The 18,023-nt window shown below is 54.8% G+C and carries 16 protein-coding genes; 10 read left to right on the top strand and 6 right to left on the bottom strand.

What is annotated here, in order from left to right; genetic code table 11:
• Window positions 1-2 precede the first annotated feature (2 nt).
• The 4 genes from JYE50_RS01340 to JYE50_RS01325 form a co-directional block, all read right to left on the bottom strand.
• Window positions 3-533, bottom strand: coding sequence for a cysteine hydrolase family protein (locus JYE50_RS01340; RefSeq protein ID WP_084096602.1), 531 nt, complete (start codon window positions 531-533; stop codon window positions 3-5).
• Window positions 534-554: 21 nt separating this feature from the next.
• Complete coding sequence (locus tag JYE50_RS01335; RefSeq protein ID WP_084096603.1) at window positions 555-1,271, bottom strand: NUDIX hydrolase; 717 nt, start codon at window positions 1,269-1,271, stop codon at window positions 555-557.
• Between the two features lie 169 nt (window positions 1,272-1,440).
• Window positions 1,441-2,376: a hypothetical protein gene (locus tag JYE50_RS01330; RefSeq protein ID WP_084096604.1), complete on the bottom strand. Its 936-nt coding sequence runs from the start codon at window positions 2,374-2,376 to the stop codon at window positions 1,441-1,443.
• Window positions 2,377-2,384: 8 nt separating this feature from the next.
• Window positions 2,385-3,050: a YczE/YyaS/YitT family protein gene (locus tag JYE50_RS01325; RefSeq protein ID WP_084096605.1), complete on the bottom strand. Its 666-nt coding sequence runs from the start codon at window positions 3,048-3,050 to the stop codon at window positions 2,385-2,387.
• A gap of 314 nt (window positions 3,051-3,364) precedes the next feature.
• On the opposite strand from JYE50_RS01325, the gene JYE50_RS01320 reads away from it, so the two are divergent.
• From JYE50_RS01320 to JYE50_RS01310, 3 genes are read left to right on the top strand one after another with little or no spacing between them, the layout of a single operon-like run.
• Window positions 3,365-3,736: a GntR family transcriptional regulator gene (locus JYE50_RS01320; protein ID WP_084096606.1), complete on the top strand. Its 372-nt coding sequence runs from the start codon at window positions 3,365-3,367 to the stop codon at window positions 3,734-3,736.
• 3 nt (window positions 3,737-3,739) lie between these two features.
• On the top strand, window positions 3,740-4,591 hold the full coding sequence (locus JYE50_RS01315; protein ID WP_084096607.1) for an ATP-binding cassette domain-containing protein: 852 nt from the start codon (window positions 3,740-3,742) through the stop codon (window positions 4,589-4,591).
• Window positions 4,588-5,229, top strand: a complete 642-nt coding sequence (locus tag JYE50_RS01310; protein WP_084096608.1) for an ABC-2 transporter permease — start codon at window positions 4,588-4,590, stop codon at window positions 5,227-5,229. Before JYE50_RS01315 ends, JYE50_RS01310 begins: the two co-directional genes overlap by 4 nt.
• 293 nt (window positions 5,230-5,522) lie before the next feature.
• Here JYE50_RS01310 and JYE50_RS01305 read toward each other — a convergent pair whose 3' ends face one another.
• Window positions 5,523-8,348 (bottom strand): ABC transporter permease, encoded by a 2,826-nt coding sequence (locus JYE50_RS01305; protein WP_084096609.1) that lies wholly within the window; start codon window positions 8,346-8,348, stop codon window positions 5,523-5,525.
• 282 nt (window positions 8,349-8,630) lie between these two features.
• Between JYE50_RS01305 and JYE50_RS01300 the strand changes: the two genes are divergently transcribed.
• On the top strand, window positions 8,631-9,770 hold the full coding sequence (locus tag JYE50_RS01300; protein WP_084096610.1) for an SLC13 family permease: 1,140 nt from the start codon (window positions 8,631-8,633) through the stop codon (window positions 9,768-9,770).
• A 3-nt stretch (window positions 9,771-9,773) separates the two neighbouring features.
• Here JYE50_RS01300 and JYE50_RS01295 read toward each other — a convergent pair whose 3' ends face one another.
• Complete coding sequence (locus JYE50_RS01295) at window positions 9,774-10,313, bottom strand: TetR/AcrR family transcriptional regulator (RefSeq protein WP_179138398.1); 540 nt, start codon at window positions 10,311-10,313, stop codon at window positions 9,774-9,776.
• A gap of 204 nt (window positions 10,314-10,517) precedes the next feature.
• On the opposite strand from JYE50_RS01295, the gene JYE50_RS01290 reads away from it, so the two are divergent.
• The 6 genes from JYE50_RS01290 to JYE50_RS01265 all read left to right on the top strand — a co-directional run bounded on the left by JYE50_RS01290 (window position 10,518) and on the right by JYE50_RS01265 (window position 18,006).
• Entirely contained in the window at window positions 10,518-12,695 is a 2,178-nt protein-coding gene (locus JYE50_RS01290; RefSeq protein WP_179138399.1) for an efflux RND transporter permease subunit, read from the top strand.
• 160 nt (window positions 12,696-12,855) lie between these two features.
• On the top strand, window positions 12,856-14,274 hold the full coding sequence (gene pyk / locus JYE50_RS01285) for a pyruvate kinase (protein WP_084096709.1): 1,419 nt from the start codon (window positions 12,856-12,858) through the stop codon (window positions 14,272-14,274).
• 208 nt (window positions 14,275-14,482) lie between these two features.
• Window positions 14,483-15,559, top strand: coding sequence for a helix-turn-helix domain-containing protein (locus JYE50_RS01280; protein ID WP_084096613.1), 1,077 nt, complete (start codon window positions 14,483-14,485; stop codon window positions 15,557-15,559).
• A gap of 124 nt (window positions 15,560-15,683) precedes the next feature.
• A complete protein-coding gene (locus tag JYE50_RS01275; RefSeq protein WP_084096614.1) occupies window positions 15,684-16,466 on the top strand; it encodes a P-loop NTPase family protein in 783 nt (260 codons plus the stop codon).
• Between the two features lie 22 nt (window positions 16,467-16,488).
• Complete coding sequence (locus JYE50_RS01270) at window positions 16,489-17,205, top strand: hypothetical protein (protein WP_084096615.1); 717 nt, start codon at window positions 16,489-16,491, stop codon at window positions 17,203-17,205.
• A 39-nt stretch (window positions 17,206-17,244) separates the two neighbouring features.
• The gene (locus JYE50_RS01265; RefSeq protein ID WP_084096616.1) at window positions 17,245-18,006 is read left to right on the top strand and encodes a class I SAM-dependent methyltransferase; all 762 of its coding nucleotides are present in this window, start codon (window positions 17,245-17,247) and stop codon (window positions 18,004-18,006) included.
• Window positions 18,007-18,023 lie beyond the last annotated feature (17 nt).

Genomic DNA, 18,023 nt, shown 5'->3' with positions numbered 1-18,023 from the left:
GATTACAGAATATCGATCTGGCAGCTCGCCATGGTTTCCAGCGCGGCCCGGTGCTTTTCCGGTGTCACGCCGGCGCAGCACGCGCTGCTGACCCGGATCTCCGCCTCCGGAAACGCCGCTTTCAGCAGCAGCGCGTTGGAGACAACGCAGATATCCGTACACAGGCCCAGCAGCTCGATCGTCACGTTCTCATCCTGTCCGATCCGTTCCCGGACCAGCTCCGGCAGCCGGACGCTTCCGAAGGTGGGTTTTTCCACCAGGGTGCAGTCTCCCAGTGCTTCCCGGATCACAGGGTTCAGCTGCCAGCCTTCCGTGCCCCGGATGCAGTGAGGCACCGGAAGCTTTTTACCTTCCCGGGTCTGCATATAGTCTTCGCCATGGGTATCCAGGGTGGCGATGATCTCTGCCCCTTCCTTCCGGTATTCACGGATCCGCGCCGCGGCCGCGGGAACGATCGCTTCCGCTTCCTTTGTGCCAAGCGCGCCGTCAATAAAATCATTCTGCAGGTCCACCGCAATCAGTATCTTTTTCATATCCGGATCACCTCTGTCCCTTCAGTTGATATCTTTCAGTTGATAAAGTGAGGCCGGACGGCCCCTTTTCTGTTTGTCTTCCCGGTCTGTCAGGACCAGCCTGCCCGATTCCTCATACCGTTTCCGGATGTCGCGGCGGAAATTGCTGCTGTCCTGCTTTTCCCCCAGGACCGCTTCAAACACGGTCTGCAGTTCCCCTAATGTAAAGGCGTTCAGGTCGTTCAGGAACCGGAATCCCACGTCTGTGTAATCAATCTTCCCTTGCAGTCGCTGCACGCCTGTCTCGATGATCCGGCCATGGTCAAAGGCCAGGTCGCTGCCGATCAGGACAGTACCGTTTTCCCCCGCCAGGCGAAGCCCGCCGTCTCCCGTTGACACCTCAAAGCGGGTAAAGGGTGTTTGTTTTTCCTTCATCAGGGCATCCAGCTGTTTCCCCGGTACGATGACCAGGTATGCGGTGGAGATGACCCGTCCCCGGGGATCCCGGTTGACTTCGGAGAAGGTATACAGCTGCTCCAGGAACGGCTTCTCCACCGGAAGCATCTCCTCCAGCAGATTCCGGACCGTTGTTTCCGCTGATTCATCCAGCCCGACAAACCGTCCCGGCAAGGCCCATCTTCCGGCATAGGGAGTATCCTTTCTCCTGGAAAGAAGCAGGTTGAGTTCCCCTTCCCGAATCGTCAGGATCAGCATGTCCACCGTCACGTACAGCTGACCCTGGTGCAGTGAGTCATGCATCTCCATCGCCTCCTTTATTGTCACTTTGACCATATTCATCATAAGCACGTTTACACGAGATGTCAAGTATTTTTAGTCATCTTTACAATAATATTTTTATACAACAAAAAAACAGGCCTTTCGACCTGTTTATTATCAATAGATCCGGGGCTTCATCCTTCAGATCCGATCAGATTCCGGCGGTGGGAGCCTCTGCTCCCTCGTCCACAGGATTGGTATTGTTATAGGTGTATGCAGGCACAACATTGTACGCGTTCGGATCAAACTTCTTCACCATGGTGTTTCCCAGGTCCGTCACGTCCGCGCTGAAAGACACTTCCAGCAGCTTTATGCCGTCCGCGGCCGTATTGACATCGATGGCGATCGTTCCCTCAATGTGCTTCACGGCACCGTTCGCATCATTCGTCACGTTCACCTCAGCCTTTTTGAGGGAAACGCTCCGCATGCAGTACACAAGGCTTTCCGTCACGGTGCGGAAACTCTGCATGGAGTACTGGGCGCCGGCACTGATCTTGTCATAGTCCATACCGAAATAGCGGTTCGCCGCGAACTGCGCGAACATGTTCAGCGCTGTATCCGCGAAGTAAGGCAGGTTTCCGTCCAGCTTGATGCTGTATCCGTCCGAGGTCTTCGTGATCACGTTTTCGCCCAGCAGGGTGTTGGCCTGTGAAGCCAGCATCTTGCCCAGGCTGATAAACTTCTCTGCGCCTACGGACTTACGGAGAATGGAATTCCGTCCGGCTGTGGCACCGGTCGTGTACACGCTGGGCGTAAACTCCTCGATCAGATTGTAATCATCACCGGAAACAAAGATCGTATAACCGTTTTTCTTCTCTGTGCCGTTCTTTCCGGGCGCCTTCAGCAGCAGCTGCCGGAAGGCCCGGTCACCATCCTGCTGCCAGGTTCCTTCGGCAGTCTTGAACCATTCGCCGTCCAGTTTGAACTCGGCAGTACCCTTCAGGGTCACGTTGCTCGTATTGAAAAGCAGGTTTACCAGGGAATCATACAGTTCCGCGGCGGGCTCCGAAGCGGATTCCGCCAGTACACCGATACACATCGCCAGCGCAAGCAGCGCGGCAGTCATACATATGATCAATTTCTTCATAATCTGTTTTATGCTCCTTCTGTTTTATAGGAAAACAGGATCCGGATCGTGTTCAGCACATCCCTGTGCCGGATCTGACGGGGTTCAAAATGCAGCAGGTTATAGACCACCTGCATCACGATTCCCGCGCCGAAGGTGCTGATCAGCGTTCCGATGCCCACCGGTCCGCCCAGCAACCATCCGACCAGCAGCACCACTGCCCAGAGCATCACTTCCACGATACCGATCGGTATTTTCGGAAGCCGCTTGCCCAGGCCGACCAGCAGGGAATCCCGCGGGCCGCAGCACTGCTCACCCTTCATATAGATCCACATTCCCAGGGCCATAAACACGAAGCCCGTCACCATGATCAGGATGCCGAGCCAAATATTGCTGTTTTCCGCCAGCGGGTTCAGATCATTGAACATCTGAACAAAGTTGCCGGTCAGCAGCGCGTCGATGATTGTTCCGAAACCGATCCGCTCCTTCAGCAGCAGGTCGATACAGAGGATCACCAGGGACATAAGCGTCATGGAAAGGCCGTAATTCAGCGGGGTATGCCTCGCGATCCCCATGCCTAGGCAGTCCCAGGGTGCCAGTCCGATATTGGCAAAGATGGTCAGATGCACGCCGAAGGCAAATACCAGAAGTCCCAAAATAATCTGTAACCACTGAATAAAAACCTTCTTACGCATATCGACCGCCTCCATGTATCCGGAATACAGCGAGCATTATATCACACTGCACCTCCCCTGCATACTCCCGTTCCGGAATGCATGGTTTCCTGATCCATACATATATATAAACGTATCCGCCCCTGAAAATGTTCCGTTTTGGATGTCAGCTTCTCCCGGCCCTTTGATCATTCCCCTGTGTATCCTTTGTTTCTATCCGGGCCGTATGCCATTCCGGCATCTTTTTTCGAATAAACACCGTATAACAGTTGACAACAGTTCTGCACTGTTATATACTGTTTATGCTGAAACCCCCACTCGCGAGGAGGATTTTCATGAATATCATTATCAGCACTACGTCTATGACCCCGATCTATGAGCAGATCGTGGAGTCCATCAAGCACATGATTCTGTCCGGTGAACTGACGGAAAACGAGCCTCTTCCCTCCGTCCGGGTCCTTTCCCGGGATCTGAAGATCAGCGCCCTGACGGTGAAAAAGGCTTATGACTTCCTGGAGGAAGAGGGACTCACCGCCACCGTCCACGGAAAGGGCACCTTTGTCCGCACCCCGAACCGCCTGATGATCCAGGAGGAGCAGCGGCGGGACCTGGAACAGGACCTGGAGGCCGTCGCCGAAAAGGCAAAGCGCTACGGGATCAGTCCGGAAGAACTGCGCAATATGCTCGATATCATCACGGAGGAATAAACCATGTTGAAACTCACGAACCTTCAAAAGAACTATCCGGATTTTTCCCTGGATTGTTCCCTGGAAGCGTTGCCTGGCCGGATCACCGGCTTTATCGGCCCCAACGGAGCCGGCAAAAGCACCACCTTCAAGGCTGTTCTGGGACTGATCCATTCCGACGGCGGCACAGTTGAACTTTTCGGCCGGAAGGCGGATACCATTCGTCCTTCCGACCTGCAGCGCATCGGCGTGGTCATGGCTGAATCCGGCTTCAGCGGTGAGCTGACAGTAACCGATATCAGCAGAATCCTTGCCGCCTTCTATCCTGATTTCGACGCCGACTGGTTCAGGGAAAAAGCCGAAGCCCTTTCCCTGCCCATGAAGAAAAAGCTGAAGGAATTCTCCACCGGCATGAAGGCCAAAGTGAAGGTCCTCAGTGCCATTTCCCACAACGCGGATCTGCTGATCCTGGATGAACCCACCGCCGGCCTGGACGTCCTGGCCCGGGACCAGATCCTGGAAATGCTGCGTGAATACATCGAGAACCGGGAAAACAGTTCCATCCTCATCAGTTCCCATATTTCCGGCGACCTGGAACAGCTTTGCGATGACTTTTATATGATCAGCGGTGGAAAGATCCTCTGCCACGAGGAAACGGACCGCCTGCTCAGCGATTATGCCATCCTCAAAGTCAGCCCCCAGGAATACGAAACCCTGGATAAACAGTATATCCTGTACCGCAGGCAGGAAAGCTTCGGCTGGAGCCTGCTGACCGATCAGAAACGTTTTTACATTGAAAACTACCCCCGCATGGTGGTCGACCGGATCTCCATGGATGAATTTATGATGATTATGCTCAAAGGAGAAAAACTATGAAAGGCCTGCTGATAAAAGATTTCTGCCTGCTGCGCAACCAGAACCGAACTGTCCCTATCTTCCTGGTCCTGGCCGTCTGGTTTGCCGTTATGAATCAGATTACCTTCTGCATCTCCTTCCTGACCATGATGTCCGCCATTCTGGCCATGAGCACCTGCAGCTATGATGAACTGGACAACTGCCAGACCCACCTGTTTGCCATGCCTTTCGACCGGAAAACCTACGCGACCGGGAAATTCGTCCTCGGTGTCATCCTGCTGGTTGCGGCCCTGGCGCTCGCGTTTCTCAGCTGCCTGGGCCGTCAGCTCGCTGTGCACGATGTGAACATGCCTGAAGTACTGCAGACCGTAGGCATCTGTTTCTTCCTGGGCCTGATCTTCATCTCCATCATGGTTCCTCTCCGCATCCGTTTCCCCGGTGACCAGGGCCGTATTGCGATAGGAATCCTCATGGGTGTCGGTATGCTGTCCGCGGCTGTCCTTTCCCGGGCTATGCCGAATGGTACCGAAGTCCTGGCCACCGGCCTGGCCGGCTTGTCCCTCCCGGCTGTCTTTGCCCTCCTGGCCGCCCTTACCCTGGTCATCATCGCGATCAGCTACACCCTCAGCGTCCGCTGGATCCGCAAAAAAGAATTCTAAACCATTGGTTATCAGAAAGAGTAAATACAACATTGGCCTTGCGGCAACCGCAAGGCCAATATTTCACACGCCGAAGGCGTATTTCACTTACCAGCACCTAAGGAACGTACTCCAAAACAGGCACCCCCTGGTTCCCCGGTATCCAGCAACTGTAACATTGGCCTTGCGGTACTCCGCAAGGCCAATATTTCACGTGCCGAAGGCACATTTCACGTTTGCGAAGCAAACATTTCACATGCCGAAGGCATATTTCACTTACCAACACCTAAGGAACACACCCCCAAACAGGCACATCATAGTTCCCTTATATTCTCCACAATACTGTTCTTCAGCACCTGTCCCAGCCTGGCCCGGACGCCTGCCAGGCAGCAAAGCAAGCACAGGCCGCTCAGCACCACGAACAGCGGCAGCACGATCTCCGGATGATAAGCCGGGAATGCCGTGCCGGTCATATCACTGTACCTGAAAACCAGATAAAAGGCAGTTCCCAGGATCAGTCCCGCAAGGGATGCCAGTATCATCGGCAGGCGGTAGCATCCCACCAGCGTGTTCCTGTCCGCGCCGACCGCCCGCAGGGTACCGAGCATCCGCCGGTCCGCCCGGATCCTGCGTCCTGTGTTTCCCACCTGCATGGCAACCGAAACCGCGAAGAACAGAACCATGATCCCCGCAAATAACGTAATCCCCTTTCGTAAGGCATCACGTGATTCGCGACGTCCCTGAATATGGTTGTATACGCCCATATCCGCCCGCATGGCGATCCGTTCCAGCCGGTCCTGGATGGCTTTCTCCGTTTCATTATCCACTTCTCCGTCCAGCGTCACATCAATGACATTTGGGCTGTGTGTATACAGACCCAGCGATGCTGCCCCCGCTTCGGTGGTCAGGATCGTCAGCTGACCGGAAGTGATCGCCTCACTCCCTGACAGATCTCCTGCCAGTACCGCGCCCACAGCAGCTGATGTCCTCCGCTGTTCCATGCGGGCATAGGTCTCTTTGTTTTTTTCCGCATCCACCGATGCATAACCAGTTGGTTCATGATCGATCATCTGCAGGAATTCCAGCTGCTGTCCCGGGTGGAAATAATCATTGTGGTTTTCCGCGATCCACTCCACAGCTTCCCTTGTCTCCTGATCCGCCTGACAGATATATGCGATTTCGTTCGGTCTTTTACTCGTTATTCGTCCCACATACTGGTCCGGTGCGTAAACAAGCACTTCCAGCCCGGCATCCAGCTTTTCCCCGCTGATCGTTCCTTCCCTTACGGCCTGCCGGATCATTTCATCCTCCGGATCGACCGTGAATATTCTCACAGGCAGAAGTTTTCCGGTTTCCCCGGACACTTCCTGAACTGCCTGCATCTCCTTGTAGTATTGATATATCCCATCGAAGTTCGCTTCATTCTCCGCCGGTTTTTCCGGTTCTTCCTCTGCCAGCAGGTAATCCAGCGTTCCGCGAAGTTTGGATACATTGAACACAAACGGCTGGACCCAGAAAAAGACCTGGTCATCCTCGCCGGTATTAAAAACCTCGTCTTCCCCCGCATAAGTATCCCGCAGGTATGCCGGGATTTCATCCCGGAGGATCAGATTTATTACTCCCCCGCGGGAGTATTTCATATAATCCATCTCCGGGATCGCGGCGATCTGAGCCAGGTCCTGTTCTGTCAGTTCTGCTGTTTCAGTATCCGTGGAAAACACCAGTGCGCTGTCGTCTGACCAGTTTCGCTTGCTTACTTTGAAATCATATGATCTGCCCGATACATCGTTCATCATTCCCAGACCAATCTCCACCACGAAAAAAGCACCGATCAGCATCAGGGCGATCATCACCGCCGCGCCGGCCTGGCGGAAGGGGTGCAGCCGGGCCTGCCGCCCCGCGATCAGGCCGGTAGCCCGGAACTGTTTCCGACTCCTGAACTTTTTGGCTTTGCGCAGCATTCCCGTATCCCGCAGGACACCCATGGGCATCTGCCGGGAAGCCCGCCGCAGCGGCGCAAAGGAGGAAAGGAAGATGCACAGTGCGGACAGGGCCAGCACCGGCAGCAGGAGCCAGGGGGAAAAGCCAAAGCTCATTTCATTATCCACCAGTCTCCCGGCTGCCCAAACCGTCAGGATTCCCAGGCCGATTCCCGGCAGCAGCGACGCCCCTGCGATCAGCCAGGCATCCCGGCTGAAAAGCCGCCGGACCTGCCGGCGGGTCGCGCCGACAGCCCGCAGCATACCGATCTCTTCCGTTCTCTGGGACAGGACTCCCTCCATGGCCCCGGAAATACCGATACACGTGGCCAGAAGCAGGCATCCACCCATGATCAGCCACAGGATCATCTGCGCGATGGCATTCTGCACTTCATCTTCCAGGGAATCATGCATTTCCACCTGCCCATAGGCACGGTTAACACCATAGACATTCGCCCTGTTCCACCGTTTCCAACTGTATTCATCCACCCGGCTGTAGGTCACCAGGGGTGCATAGGTCATCACCCGGGTGATCCGCGTGCTGCCCACTTCATAGGGCGGTTCCTCCTGCGACACCAGTGCCGCGGGCCAGGCTTTTTCCTTTTCCAGATAGGAATACCTGTAGGACGTATCCAGGTTTCTTGTCTGTTCATTCAGGATACCCGTCAGGGTATAGGATCGCTCCTCCGGTACCCCCTGCTGGGGATGCATTTTCCAGGTGACCGTATCCCCCACACGCAGGCCGGAACGCATACTTTCGAGTGCGCTCCGTTCAATGGCGATCTCCCCGGCTTTCTCCGGCATGCGTCCTTCAACGCACCTCCGGTTCAGGAGATACTCTGCTTCTTCGTCATACCAGCCTGTATAGATCCCTGTTTCTTCAATGACGGCGGAAAGATAAACATGTCCGATCCGGGAGAACAGGCCGCTTCGCCGCAGCTGTACATCCGTGATCTCCGATTTATCGGTAACAAAACAGTTAATATACCCGATCCTGTCCGCCATCTCATCCTGGCGGGCCTTCCAGGTGCAGTAGCAGCCAAGGGTGGCCGCCGCGGCCAGGTATACCGCCAGGAAGACGGTGATCACAAGGCTCAGGTATGCTCTTTTGTTTGCTTTCAGGCCGGCTTTCGCCACCTGGTTCATTGTCAGACGCTTCATATTCAGTCACCTCACCATCGGGGGCGGGCAGCTTTTACAGCGAATTACAGACATGACTTATTCCCCCGTTGAGTATACTTTACCAGGTCAATCTTACTATCAGGTGACTTTTAGCTTACGATTTCGTAAGGTTCACCGGGATATTGCGGCGTTCCTGCCGGTTTTTCCTGTTTTTGAAAAAAAAGCTGTTCAGAAACACGCACAAGTGATATAGTCTCTTCCGGTCCCGGTGCGGACCGGCCCGGAACCATTCCGGACACGAATGGATAAGGATGCGGATTTATGAAGAAAGTACTTGGTTTTTTCAGGCGGGAAATGATGCTGACCCTGTCGCTGCTGGCGGCAGCCGCGGCCATGATCATCACTCCGCCTTCTGAGCGCCTGCTCAGTGATATCGACTGGCGTACCCTGGGCACGCTGCTGATGATGCTGTGCGTACTGGAGGGCTTCAAGAAGGAGAACATCTTCCGCCCGCTGATCCGCCTGGCGTCACGGATGAAACGGATGACCACCCTGACCCTTTTCCTGGTCTTCGGTGTCTTCTTCACGTCCATGTTTGTGACCAACGATGTCTCGCTGATCATCTTCGTACCGCTGACGATCCTGCTGTTCAGCGGTGCCGGAAAGGAAAAGTACATCCTTCCCGTGCTGACGTTCCAGAACATCGCCGCCATCCGCGGTTCCCTGCTCATGCCCTTCGGCAGCCCGCAGAACCTGTTTCTCTATGGGCAGGCGAACGTCACCGCCTGGCACTTCATGCTGCATATGCTGCCGCTGTGCGTCCTGTCCGCCGCGCTGCTGATCGGTTTTATCTTCTTCCTGTACCGGAAAGATCCCCGGGAAGCAATCTGCTCCGGAACTGAGGATACCCCCTGGGCACCGGAAGGAAAGACCCGGCGGATCGTTTACCTGGCGCTTTTCGCGCTGATCATCGCCGTCATTGTGACCCGCACCACCCTCTGGCCCTGGGCCGTGGCGCTGGTTATCGGCACCATCCTGCTGGTGGACCGGAAACTGCTCCTCCAGGTGGACTATGTGCTGATCGTAACCTTCCTTTGCTTCTTTATCTTCTCCTCTTCGATCGCTGCCCATCCGGGCATTTCCGGCGTACTGACCAAAGCGGTTGCCGGTCATGAATACTGGTGGGCCATCGGCCTGAGCCAGCTGATCTCCAACGTTCCGGCCACCATTGTGCTGTATCCCTTCTCCGGTAACTTTGCCGGCCTGATCTACGGAGCGGATACCGCAGGCCTGTGCTCCCTGATCGGTTCCCTGGCCTCCGTGATCAACTACCGGATCTATGTCCGTTCCTATCCCGGTCAGGGAAGAAAGTTCATCAAGGTTTTCACCCTGATCAGCTGGGCCTTCTTCCTCATCGTGGTCATCCCCGGCCTGCTGCTGAGTGGCTGGCCCTTCTTCTGATCCTTATTCCAGCTGGGTCAGGTTCATCAGCAGCCGGGCGATCTGGTCCGGCGATTCCCGCTGTTCCTTATTCAGCCACATGCTGATCACACGGTAGGCTCCGTAAGTCAGGTAATTGAACAGATACTCCCGGACGGCATCATCCTGCTGTCCGGGAGTTTTTTCCATCACAGTCTCCCGCAGCACTGCCAGGGAAAAGATCTTCTGCGGAAAGAGCGGATCCACGTTGTTGTTGATGATCAGCCGGCCGAATTCCAGGTGGCTCTCCATATATTCGCAGACCGTCCGGATGATGATCTTCGGATTCGAGGCGTATTCCCTTATGGTGTTGGAAAGGAACTCCACCAGGTCGTTTTCCATGTCCGCCAGCAGGTCAAACTGGCTTCCGTAATACTTATAAAAGGTTGTGCGGTTGATATCCGCCCGCTGGCAGAGTTCCCGGATGGAAACGTGATAAATATCCACTTCCCGGAGCATCTCCGTCAGGGCTTCCTTCAGCATCCGCTTCGTCATTGCCACCCGGCGGTCTTCTTTTTTCTCCATCTCTTTTCCCCCTGCTTTTTTCATGGATCGTCAACACTTTTTTGCCGGATGTTGACAAACGATACAAACGAACATCATCTGTCGGTTGTTTTGTCAACACTTGTTGTTTTATCATTGTATTGGGTGAATCACCCGCTGTCAAGACGGTCAAACAAACCCGTCCGAAGGGACAGGAAGCATGCAAAAGACGGGAGAGATAAAGAGATGAAAAAGTTCGCGTCATTCCTTGTAGATAAAAGAAAGATCCTGCTGTGTTTTTTCCTGGTGCTGGCAGCGGTATCCCTGCCGCTGGCCGGAATGGTTAATATCAACTATGACCTGACGGAATACCTGGGCTCTGATTCACGGATGAAGCAGGGTATGCAGCTCATGGAACAGGAATTCGGGTCCGCCGCGTCTTCCGGACTGCGTGTTATGTTTTCCGGGCTGGAAGAAGAAGAAAAGGATGAGATTCATTCCTGGCTTTCCGGCCTGGAGCAGGTTTCTGAAGTCCGATGGGAACCCGGGGAAAAGTATAACCGGGACGGTTACACCCTCTATGAACTCACAACGGAATACGACAGCCATTCTGCGGAAGCCGCCTCCCTGTACCGCGCCGTACATGACCGGTATGACAGCCGCGGCGTTGTTACCGGCGGAGACATTCACGAATCCAACGTGCCCATTCTCCCCCTGTACATCATCATCGTGTCTGTCGGCCTCGTGCTGCTGATCCTGCTGATGATGTGCAATTCCTGGTTTGAGCCGGTCATTTTCATGGTCAATATCGGCATTGCGGTAGCCGTCAACCTGGGCACCAACGTTCTCCTCCCCGCCATTTCCTATTACACCAATTCCATTGTGGGTATTATGCAGCTGGTTCTTTCCATGGATTACTCCATCATCCTGCTGAACCGCTATACCCAGGAAAAGGAACAAGCGCCCGACAACCTTGCTGCCATGAAGGCCGCCGTCTCCGCTGCCTTCCCCGCTGTCGCGGGCAGCTCACTGACCACCTTTGCCGGCCTGCTCTGCCTGCTGTTCATGAGCTTCCGCCTGGGCGCGGATATGGGCCTGGCGCTGGCCAAGGGCGTCATCATCAGCCTGGTATGCATCTTTACCGTGCTGCCCTCCCTGATTCTCATCAGTGATAAGCTGATCGTCAAAACCCGGAAGAAGGCCCTGCACATCCCGACTGCCGGTTATTCCCGTTTCGCGGTCCGGCACCGGTTTGTGTTCGCGGTGCTTTTCCTGGTTCTGTTCGTCGGCATGTTTTTCCTGAAGAACAATACAGATATCCTGTATATGCTCCAGACCAACAACCCGGTGGAAAAGGTGTTTGAGGAACAGCATTCCCTGGTCCTGCTCTATGAAACAAAGGACAGGGATAAAATAGCCGAGGTGATGGCCCCCTTTGAGCAGGATGAAAAAGTCACCGGGATCACAGGGTATTACAACACCATCGGCAAAGCCTGCACAGCGGAAGAGACGGCTGAAATGTTCGGCGGTAATCCGCAGATGATCCGGATGATCTACCAGCTTTATGCCGCGCAGAACGGCGGAGAAACCATTGATACCCTCACGCTTCCGGAGCTGATCTCCTTCCTGCAGGAACATGTGCTTCAGGATCCCCGTATGGGAATGATGATCACCGGCGAAATGAAACAGCAGATCGCGGATGCCGGTGACCTGCTGGAGAAAAATGCCGCAAAGCTGGAGGGAGAGCATTACGGACGGATCATCCTCACCACGGTGTATCCGGACGATTCTGCCGAAACCCGGGCGTTTATCTCCTCCCTGTCCGAAAGATGCGATGAACTCCTGGCGGGGAAAACCTGGCTGATCGGCACCTCCGCCATGAACGCGGAAATGTCCCAAACCTTCGATTCGGAGCTGAACCGCATCACCCTCATTTCCGCCGCGGCGATCTTCATCGTTGTCGCGCTTACCTTCCGTTCCCTGGTCATTCCGCTGGTGCTGGTGCTGACGGTACAGTGCGGTATCTATCTCACCATGGCCTTCATCGGGCTGAGCGGCAGCGGCATGTACTACCTGGCCATTCTCATGGTGCAGTGTATCCTCATGGGCGCCACGATAGACTATGCGATCCTCTATACCTCCTATTACCGGGAGCACCGGCGGAACGGAGACAGAACAGCCGCTGTCCGCGGGGCGTATGACGGTGCCCTGCATACCATCCTGACCTCCGCCCTGATCATGATCATCGCGGCCGGCATCCTGGGCTATGTGTTTGCCAATCCGGCCATCGGGGAGATCTGTCTGACCATCTCCCGCGGCGCCATCTCCGCCACCCTGCTCATCGTCTTTGTCCTGCCCGGCGTTCTGGCAGCCCTGGACCGGTTTATCCATCCCGGTGCCCGGAAGCAGGAAAGGCATGGCTGATGAAACTTCCCCCGCATTTTAGTACTGTTTCGAATAGACATTTCTGCAAAAATGTAATATGATTGAATTTACCCCGGAGATGGATCCGGGGTTTCAGGCCGTGCGAAAACAGGCACAGCTCCTGTTTTGGTTCGGTTTTCAGGTAACAAAGGAGAAGAATATGCTTAGGAAAACAAAGATCATCTGTACCATCGGCCCGGCGAGTGAAAACGAAGAAACCCTCACCGCCATGTGCGAAGCGGGCATGAACGTTGCCCGGCTGAATTTTTCCCATGGATCACATGAGGAACACCTGCGGCGGATCAACCTCATCCGCAGCGTTCGGGAGAAGCTGAACCTCCCCATCGCCATCATGTTGGATACCAAAGGGCCGGAATACAGGATCAAGACATTTGCGAACGGCCCGGTAACCCTTCATGACGGAGACCTGTTCACCCTCACCACCGAGGACATTCAGGGCGACGAGACCCGGGTTGCCGTCACCTATACCAATCTGACCAAAGAACTCTTCCCCGGGGATACGGTCCTCATCAACAACGGACTGGTCATCCTGACGGTGGAGGAAGTCAAGGGAAGCGATGTGATCTGCCGCGTGCAGAACGGCGGCGTTCTGTCTGACCGGAAGAGTATGAACTTCCCCGGCAAAGTGCTCCGCCAGGATTTCCTGTCCGAGCAGGACAAGAAGGACGTGCTCTTCGGCATCCAGAACGGGATCGACTTCGTGGCCGCCTCCTTTGTCTCCTGCAAGGCGGATGTGCAGGCTATGCGGGATCTGCTGGACCAGAACGGCGGTAAGGATATTGACCTGATCGCCAAGATTGAAAACCGCAGCGGCGTGGACAACGTGGAAGAGATCTGCGAAGTGGCGGACGGCATCATGGTTGCCCGCGGCGACCTGGGTGTGGAAATCCCCTTCATGGAAGTGCCCGCCCTGCAAAAATACCTGATCAGCCAGTGTCGTATGCTGGGCAAGCGGGTCATCACCGCCACCGAAATGCTGGAAAGCATGATCAAGAACCCGCGTCCCACCCGCGCCGAAATCTCCGACGTGGCCAACGCGGTGTATGACGGTTCTTCCGCCATCATGCTCAGCGGCGAGACCGCCGCGGGCAAATTCCCGGTGCAGGCCGTGCAGACCATGGCGGACACCGCGAAGTTCACCGAAGCCGGTATCAACTATACCAAGCGCTTCAAGAACATGGAGTTCACCATCCACAGCAACCTGGACGCCATTTCCCATGCCACCTGTTCCATGGCCGTGGACGTCAACGCAAAGGCGATCGTTGTCAACTCCCTCTCCGGCCGTACGGTCCGGATGGTTTCCCGCTTCCGCTGCCCGGTCAGCATCATCGGTACCACCACCAATGAACGGGCCTGGCGGAAACTGAACCTGTCCTGGGGCGTTTTCCCCGTGCTGACGGAAAACTATTCCTCCATCGATGTGATGTTCTGGCAGGATATGAAGATCGCTCAGGAAGTCTGCAGCCTGGAAAAAGGCGACAACGTGGTGCTGACCGGCGGCCTGATCAACGGCGAACCCGGCAACACCAACATCATCAAGGTCGAAAGCGTCAAATAACAAACAGGCTCACAGTAACTGCCGGCTGATCCGGCAGTTATTTATTTGCCATATATCAACGTTTCGTTTATAAATCAACAATAAATTGATAATTGTTTTTCTTTTTTCCGTCCGTATACTGATTTGTGTAAGCTTACAGCACTTTTTCAGGATATCTCCCCTGCCGGGGAGACGGACGGGGCCTTTGCCCTGAAAGGAGAATGATCAGATGAACATAACGATTGGTGAAAATATCAGAAAACTCAGAAAACTCAGGGGCGTCACCCAGGAAGCGCTTGCCGACCGCCTGAATGTGACACCCCAGGCCATCAGCCGCTGGGAATCCGAAGCCGGTTTCCCGGCCATCGAGTACCTGCCCGACCTGGCCGGCTTCTTCGGCATCAGTGTGGATGAACTGCTGGGCGTCAAGCTTTCGGAACGGGAAGCCAGGCGGGAGGAGATTTATAACGCCGTCTCGCGGATTGAAGACCGCGGATACGTTCCGGATGATGTCGGGTTCCTGCGGGACGCCCATGCGGAATTTCCCGGGGACCAGACCATCCGTTTCGCTCTGGCCAACGCGCTGGCCTCCGGCAGCGGCGACCGTCAGCCGGAAAAAGCCGGTGTGCAGGAAGCGGAAAAGATCCTGTGGGACCTGGTCCGCCAGGCGGATCACGATGACTTCCGTTTTTCCTGTATCAAACGGCTGGCTGTGATGTATAAGGACTACTGGCATGATGAGCACGGCTATGAGGAGATTGTCAGCATGCTGCCTGAGATCAGTTCCTGCAGAGAGTTTTTCCTGTCAGACTATTTCGGTGGAGCAAACCAGACAGAGGTTGTGCAACAGGATGTCCTCCGGAAACTGTCCCAGTGGTTCAGCTGCGTGCTGCGGGATTATGTGTGCTTCGGTCTCCCCAACGAGCCTGAAACCTGGAACAGCAAGCTTGACTGGCTGGACTGGGTGATCAGCTTCTGCGAACAGTGCATGCGGCTGGTCAGCGGAAAGGATGCCGGCATGCTGGAAGGGAACATCGCCGTGCTGCACCGGTATAAAGCCACCTATTATGTGGCCCTGGGAGAGGCGGACGAAGCCCTTTCCGCCCTGGAAGCGATGTGTGATCATGCCGGAAAGGTACCCGGTGAACCCGCGCCCGGCGTCCGGAAGCCGCTGGTGCCGGATAATGAATCCCATAACCTCGCATGGTACTGCCTGTCCTGTATGAACCAGGACCGATATGACCCGATCCATAATACCCCGCGTTTCCGGGCTGTTGTGGAACGTCTTACCGCTCTCAGCAGATAAACCTTCTCCAGTCCAAAGATCCGCCGGCAGCTCCGGCGGATCTTTTTGACGTCTCCTTTCTGTTTTGGTATGATTGCACAGTCAGCATCTTCACAATGATCATTTGCTTTTTCAGGGAGGAAAAATGAATTACTTTATCGAGGGCCTTCAGGGCAGCGGCAAGAGCACAGTGGTGCAGAAGCTTGCTGAAGCCCGGCCCGGTTATACAGCCGTACGGGAAGGCGATTACTCTCCCGTGGAACTGGCCTGGTGTGCCTATACAGATGAATCGAAATACCGTGAGATTCTCACAAAGTATCCGGACCTCCGTTCTGCCATTGAAGAAAAGACCTTCGCCGAAGGGAATAAACGGATCATCTGCTATACGCAGGTCCGGACGGATAATCACGCTTTCTATCAGGACCTGGAGCAGTATGAGATCTATAACGGCCGGGTTTCCTTTGAAAACTTCAAAACCATTGTCCTGGACCGTTACCGGCAGTGGAACACGGACCGGATGATCTTTGAATGTTCCCTTCTCCAGAACACAGTGGAGGACATGATCCTGTTCCGGTGCTTTTCCGACGAGGAGATCATCGGGTTTTACCGTCTTGCGCGGAAGGCGCTGGAAGGCAAAGACTACCGGATCGTCTATCTGAACGCTGAAGACGTCAGCGGTAATCTGTCCGTGATCCGGAAGGAGCGGTCCGATGAAAACGGCAATGAGCTGTGGTTCCCCCTGATGCTTCAGTACTTCAACGATTCCCCTTACGCAAAAAAGAAGGGTCTTGAAGGTGAAGAGGCGCTGATCCGTCATTTTATCCACCGCCGTGACCTGGAACTCCGGATCTGCAAAGAGATCTTCCCTGACAAATCAGTGATCCTTACGTCCAAAGCGTATACGGATGAAGACATCGCCGGATTATGATCCTGCTTTATGGAGGTTCCTCATGAAACAGTATGAAAGCGAGCACTATCTCTTTCACTATAATGAACACTCCACCGCCGAGCGGGACCTGTCCCTGATTGTTCAGACACAGGAGGCCTGTTTCCGGTATATCTGCGATGTGCTGCGGGTAGAGCCGGACTATAAACTGAATTACTTCCTTTGCGAAACCCCTGAAGAAGTCGCCCGCGTCTATGGCGACTGCGAGCCCTGCAACGGCTTTGCCTATGCGCCGGATAAGATCTATGCTGTGTATAACGACAAAACCCGGTGCATCGGATTCCACGAGGACGCCCACCTTGTCAGCTGGCTCATCGCCCATAATGAAAGCCCTGCCGTAAAGGAAGGCCTGGCCATGTACTTTGACCGCAAATGGTGGAACATTCCCAACCAGGAATGGGTGGCGTTCTACCTGAAGACAGACAGATACAAACCGGTCCCCGGGCTGTTGGACGAAGATTGCTTCTATTCCACGGACTGCACTTTGTCCTACCCCGTTGTGGGCGCTTTCACAGAATGGCTAATCTCCTCCTTCGGAATGGACCGGTATCTCGCGTTTTACCGGACGGAAGGAAACCCTGCCGAAGCGCTGCAGTCTGTCTATGGAAAAACACCGGAAGAGATGGATTCCGCCTTTACCGGCTATATTCGCCTCTTTGGTACAGATCCCGCGGTTGAGGCACGGATCAAAGACCTGCTGCAGGAAGCCGAAATACTCTGATTCCCGAAAATAATCCATTCAGATAAACGGAGGTTTACCATGTCACAACTCTATGACCGGACAGATATCTATGACCTGGTCGAATCCGACCAGCGGACCGAAATCATCCGCAAAGACTGGGCGGATTTCCTGGGAGACCGGGAGATACACACCCTGCTGGATGTCAGCATCGGCACAGGCAGCATGACCCTGGCCCTGCAGGAGCTGGGCATCTCCTTATGCGGTTCAGACCTGAGCGAAGCCATGCTGTCCCGCTGTGAAACGAAAGCGGCCGCCAAAGGAAAACCGGTCGAACTGAAATGCAGTGACTTCCGGGACCTTTCCTGCTGGGAAGGCCGGCAGTTTGACTGCGTCGCCAGCACCGGCAACTCCCTGGGTTATGTCGAAAACAACGATGTGCTTCTGGCCCTTGAAAAAATGGACCGCCTGGTAAAACCCGGCGGCTATCTCTGCTATGATTCCCGCAACTGGGAAAAGATCCGGCGGAACAAACAGCGCTTTTATCTCTATAACCCCTTTTTCCGGGACGGGAACCGGATCAACCTGGTCCAGGTCTGGGACCATAACCCGGACGGTTCCATCACCTTCAACCTGCTGTACACCTTTGAAAAGGATAACCGGATCTTCCAGAAAGAGGAATTTCAGGAGCATTATCATCCCTTCAGCCTGGACCCGGTCCTGGATAAACTGAAAGCCCTGGGATACACAGATTTTGAGATCCGCCCTGTACCCTCCGGCTTTCCGGCTAAGGATTTCAGCGAAATGGAATGGTACAGGCTGATCGGGCGCAAACCCGAATAACAGAAAGGAAGGAAAAA

It is taken from the genome of Aristaeella lactis, assembly GCF_018118585.1.
In the GTDB taxonomy this organism is placed as follows: Bacteria; Bacillota; Clostridia; order Christensenellales; family Aristaeellaceae; genus Aristaeella; species Aristaeella lactis.
This window is presented reverse-complemented; position numbering and strand designations above follow the sequence as displayed.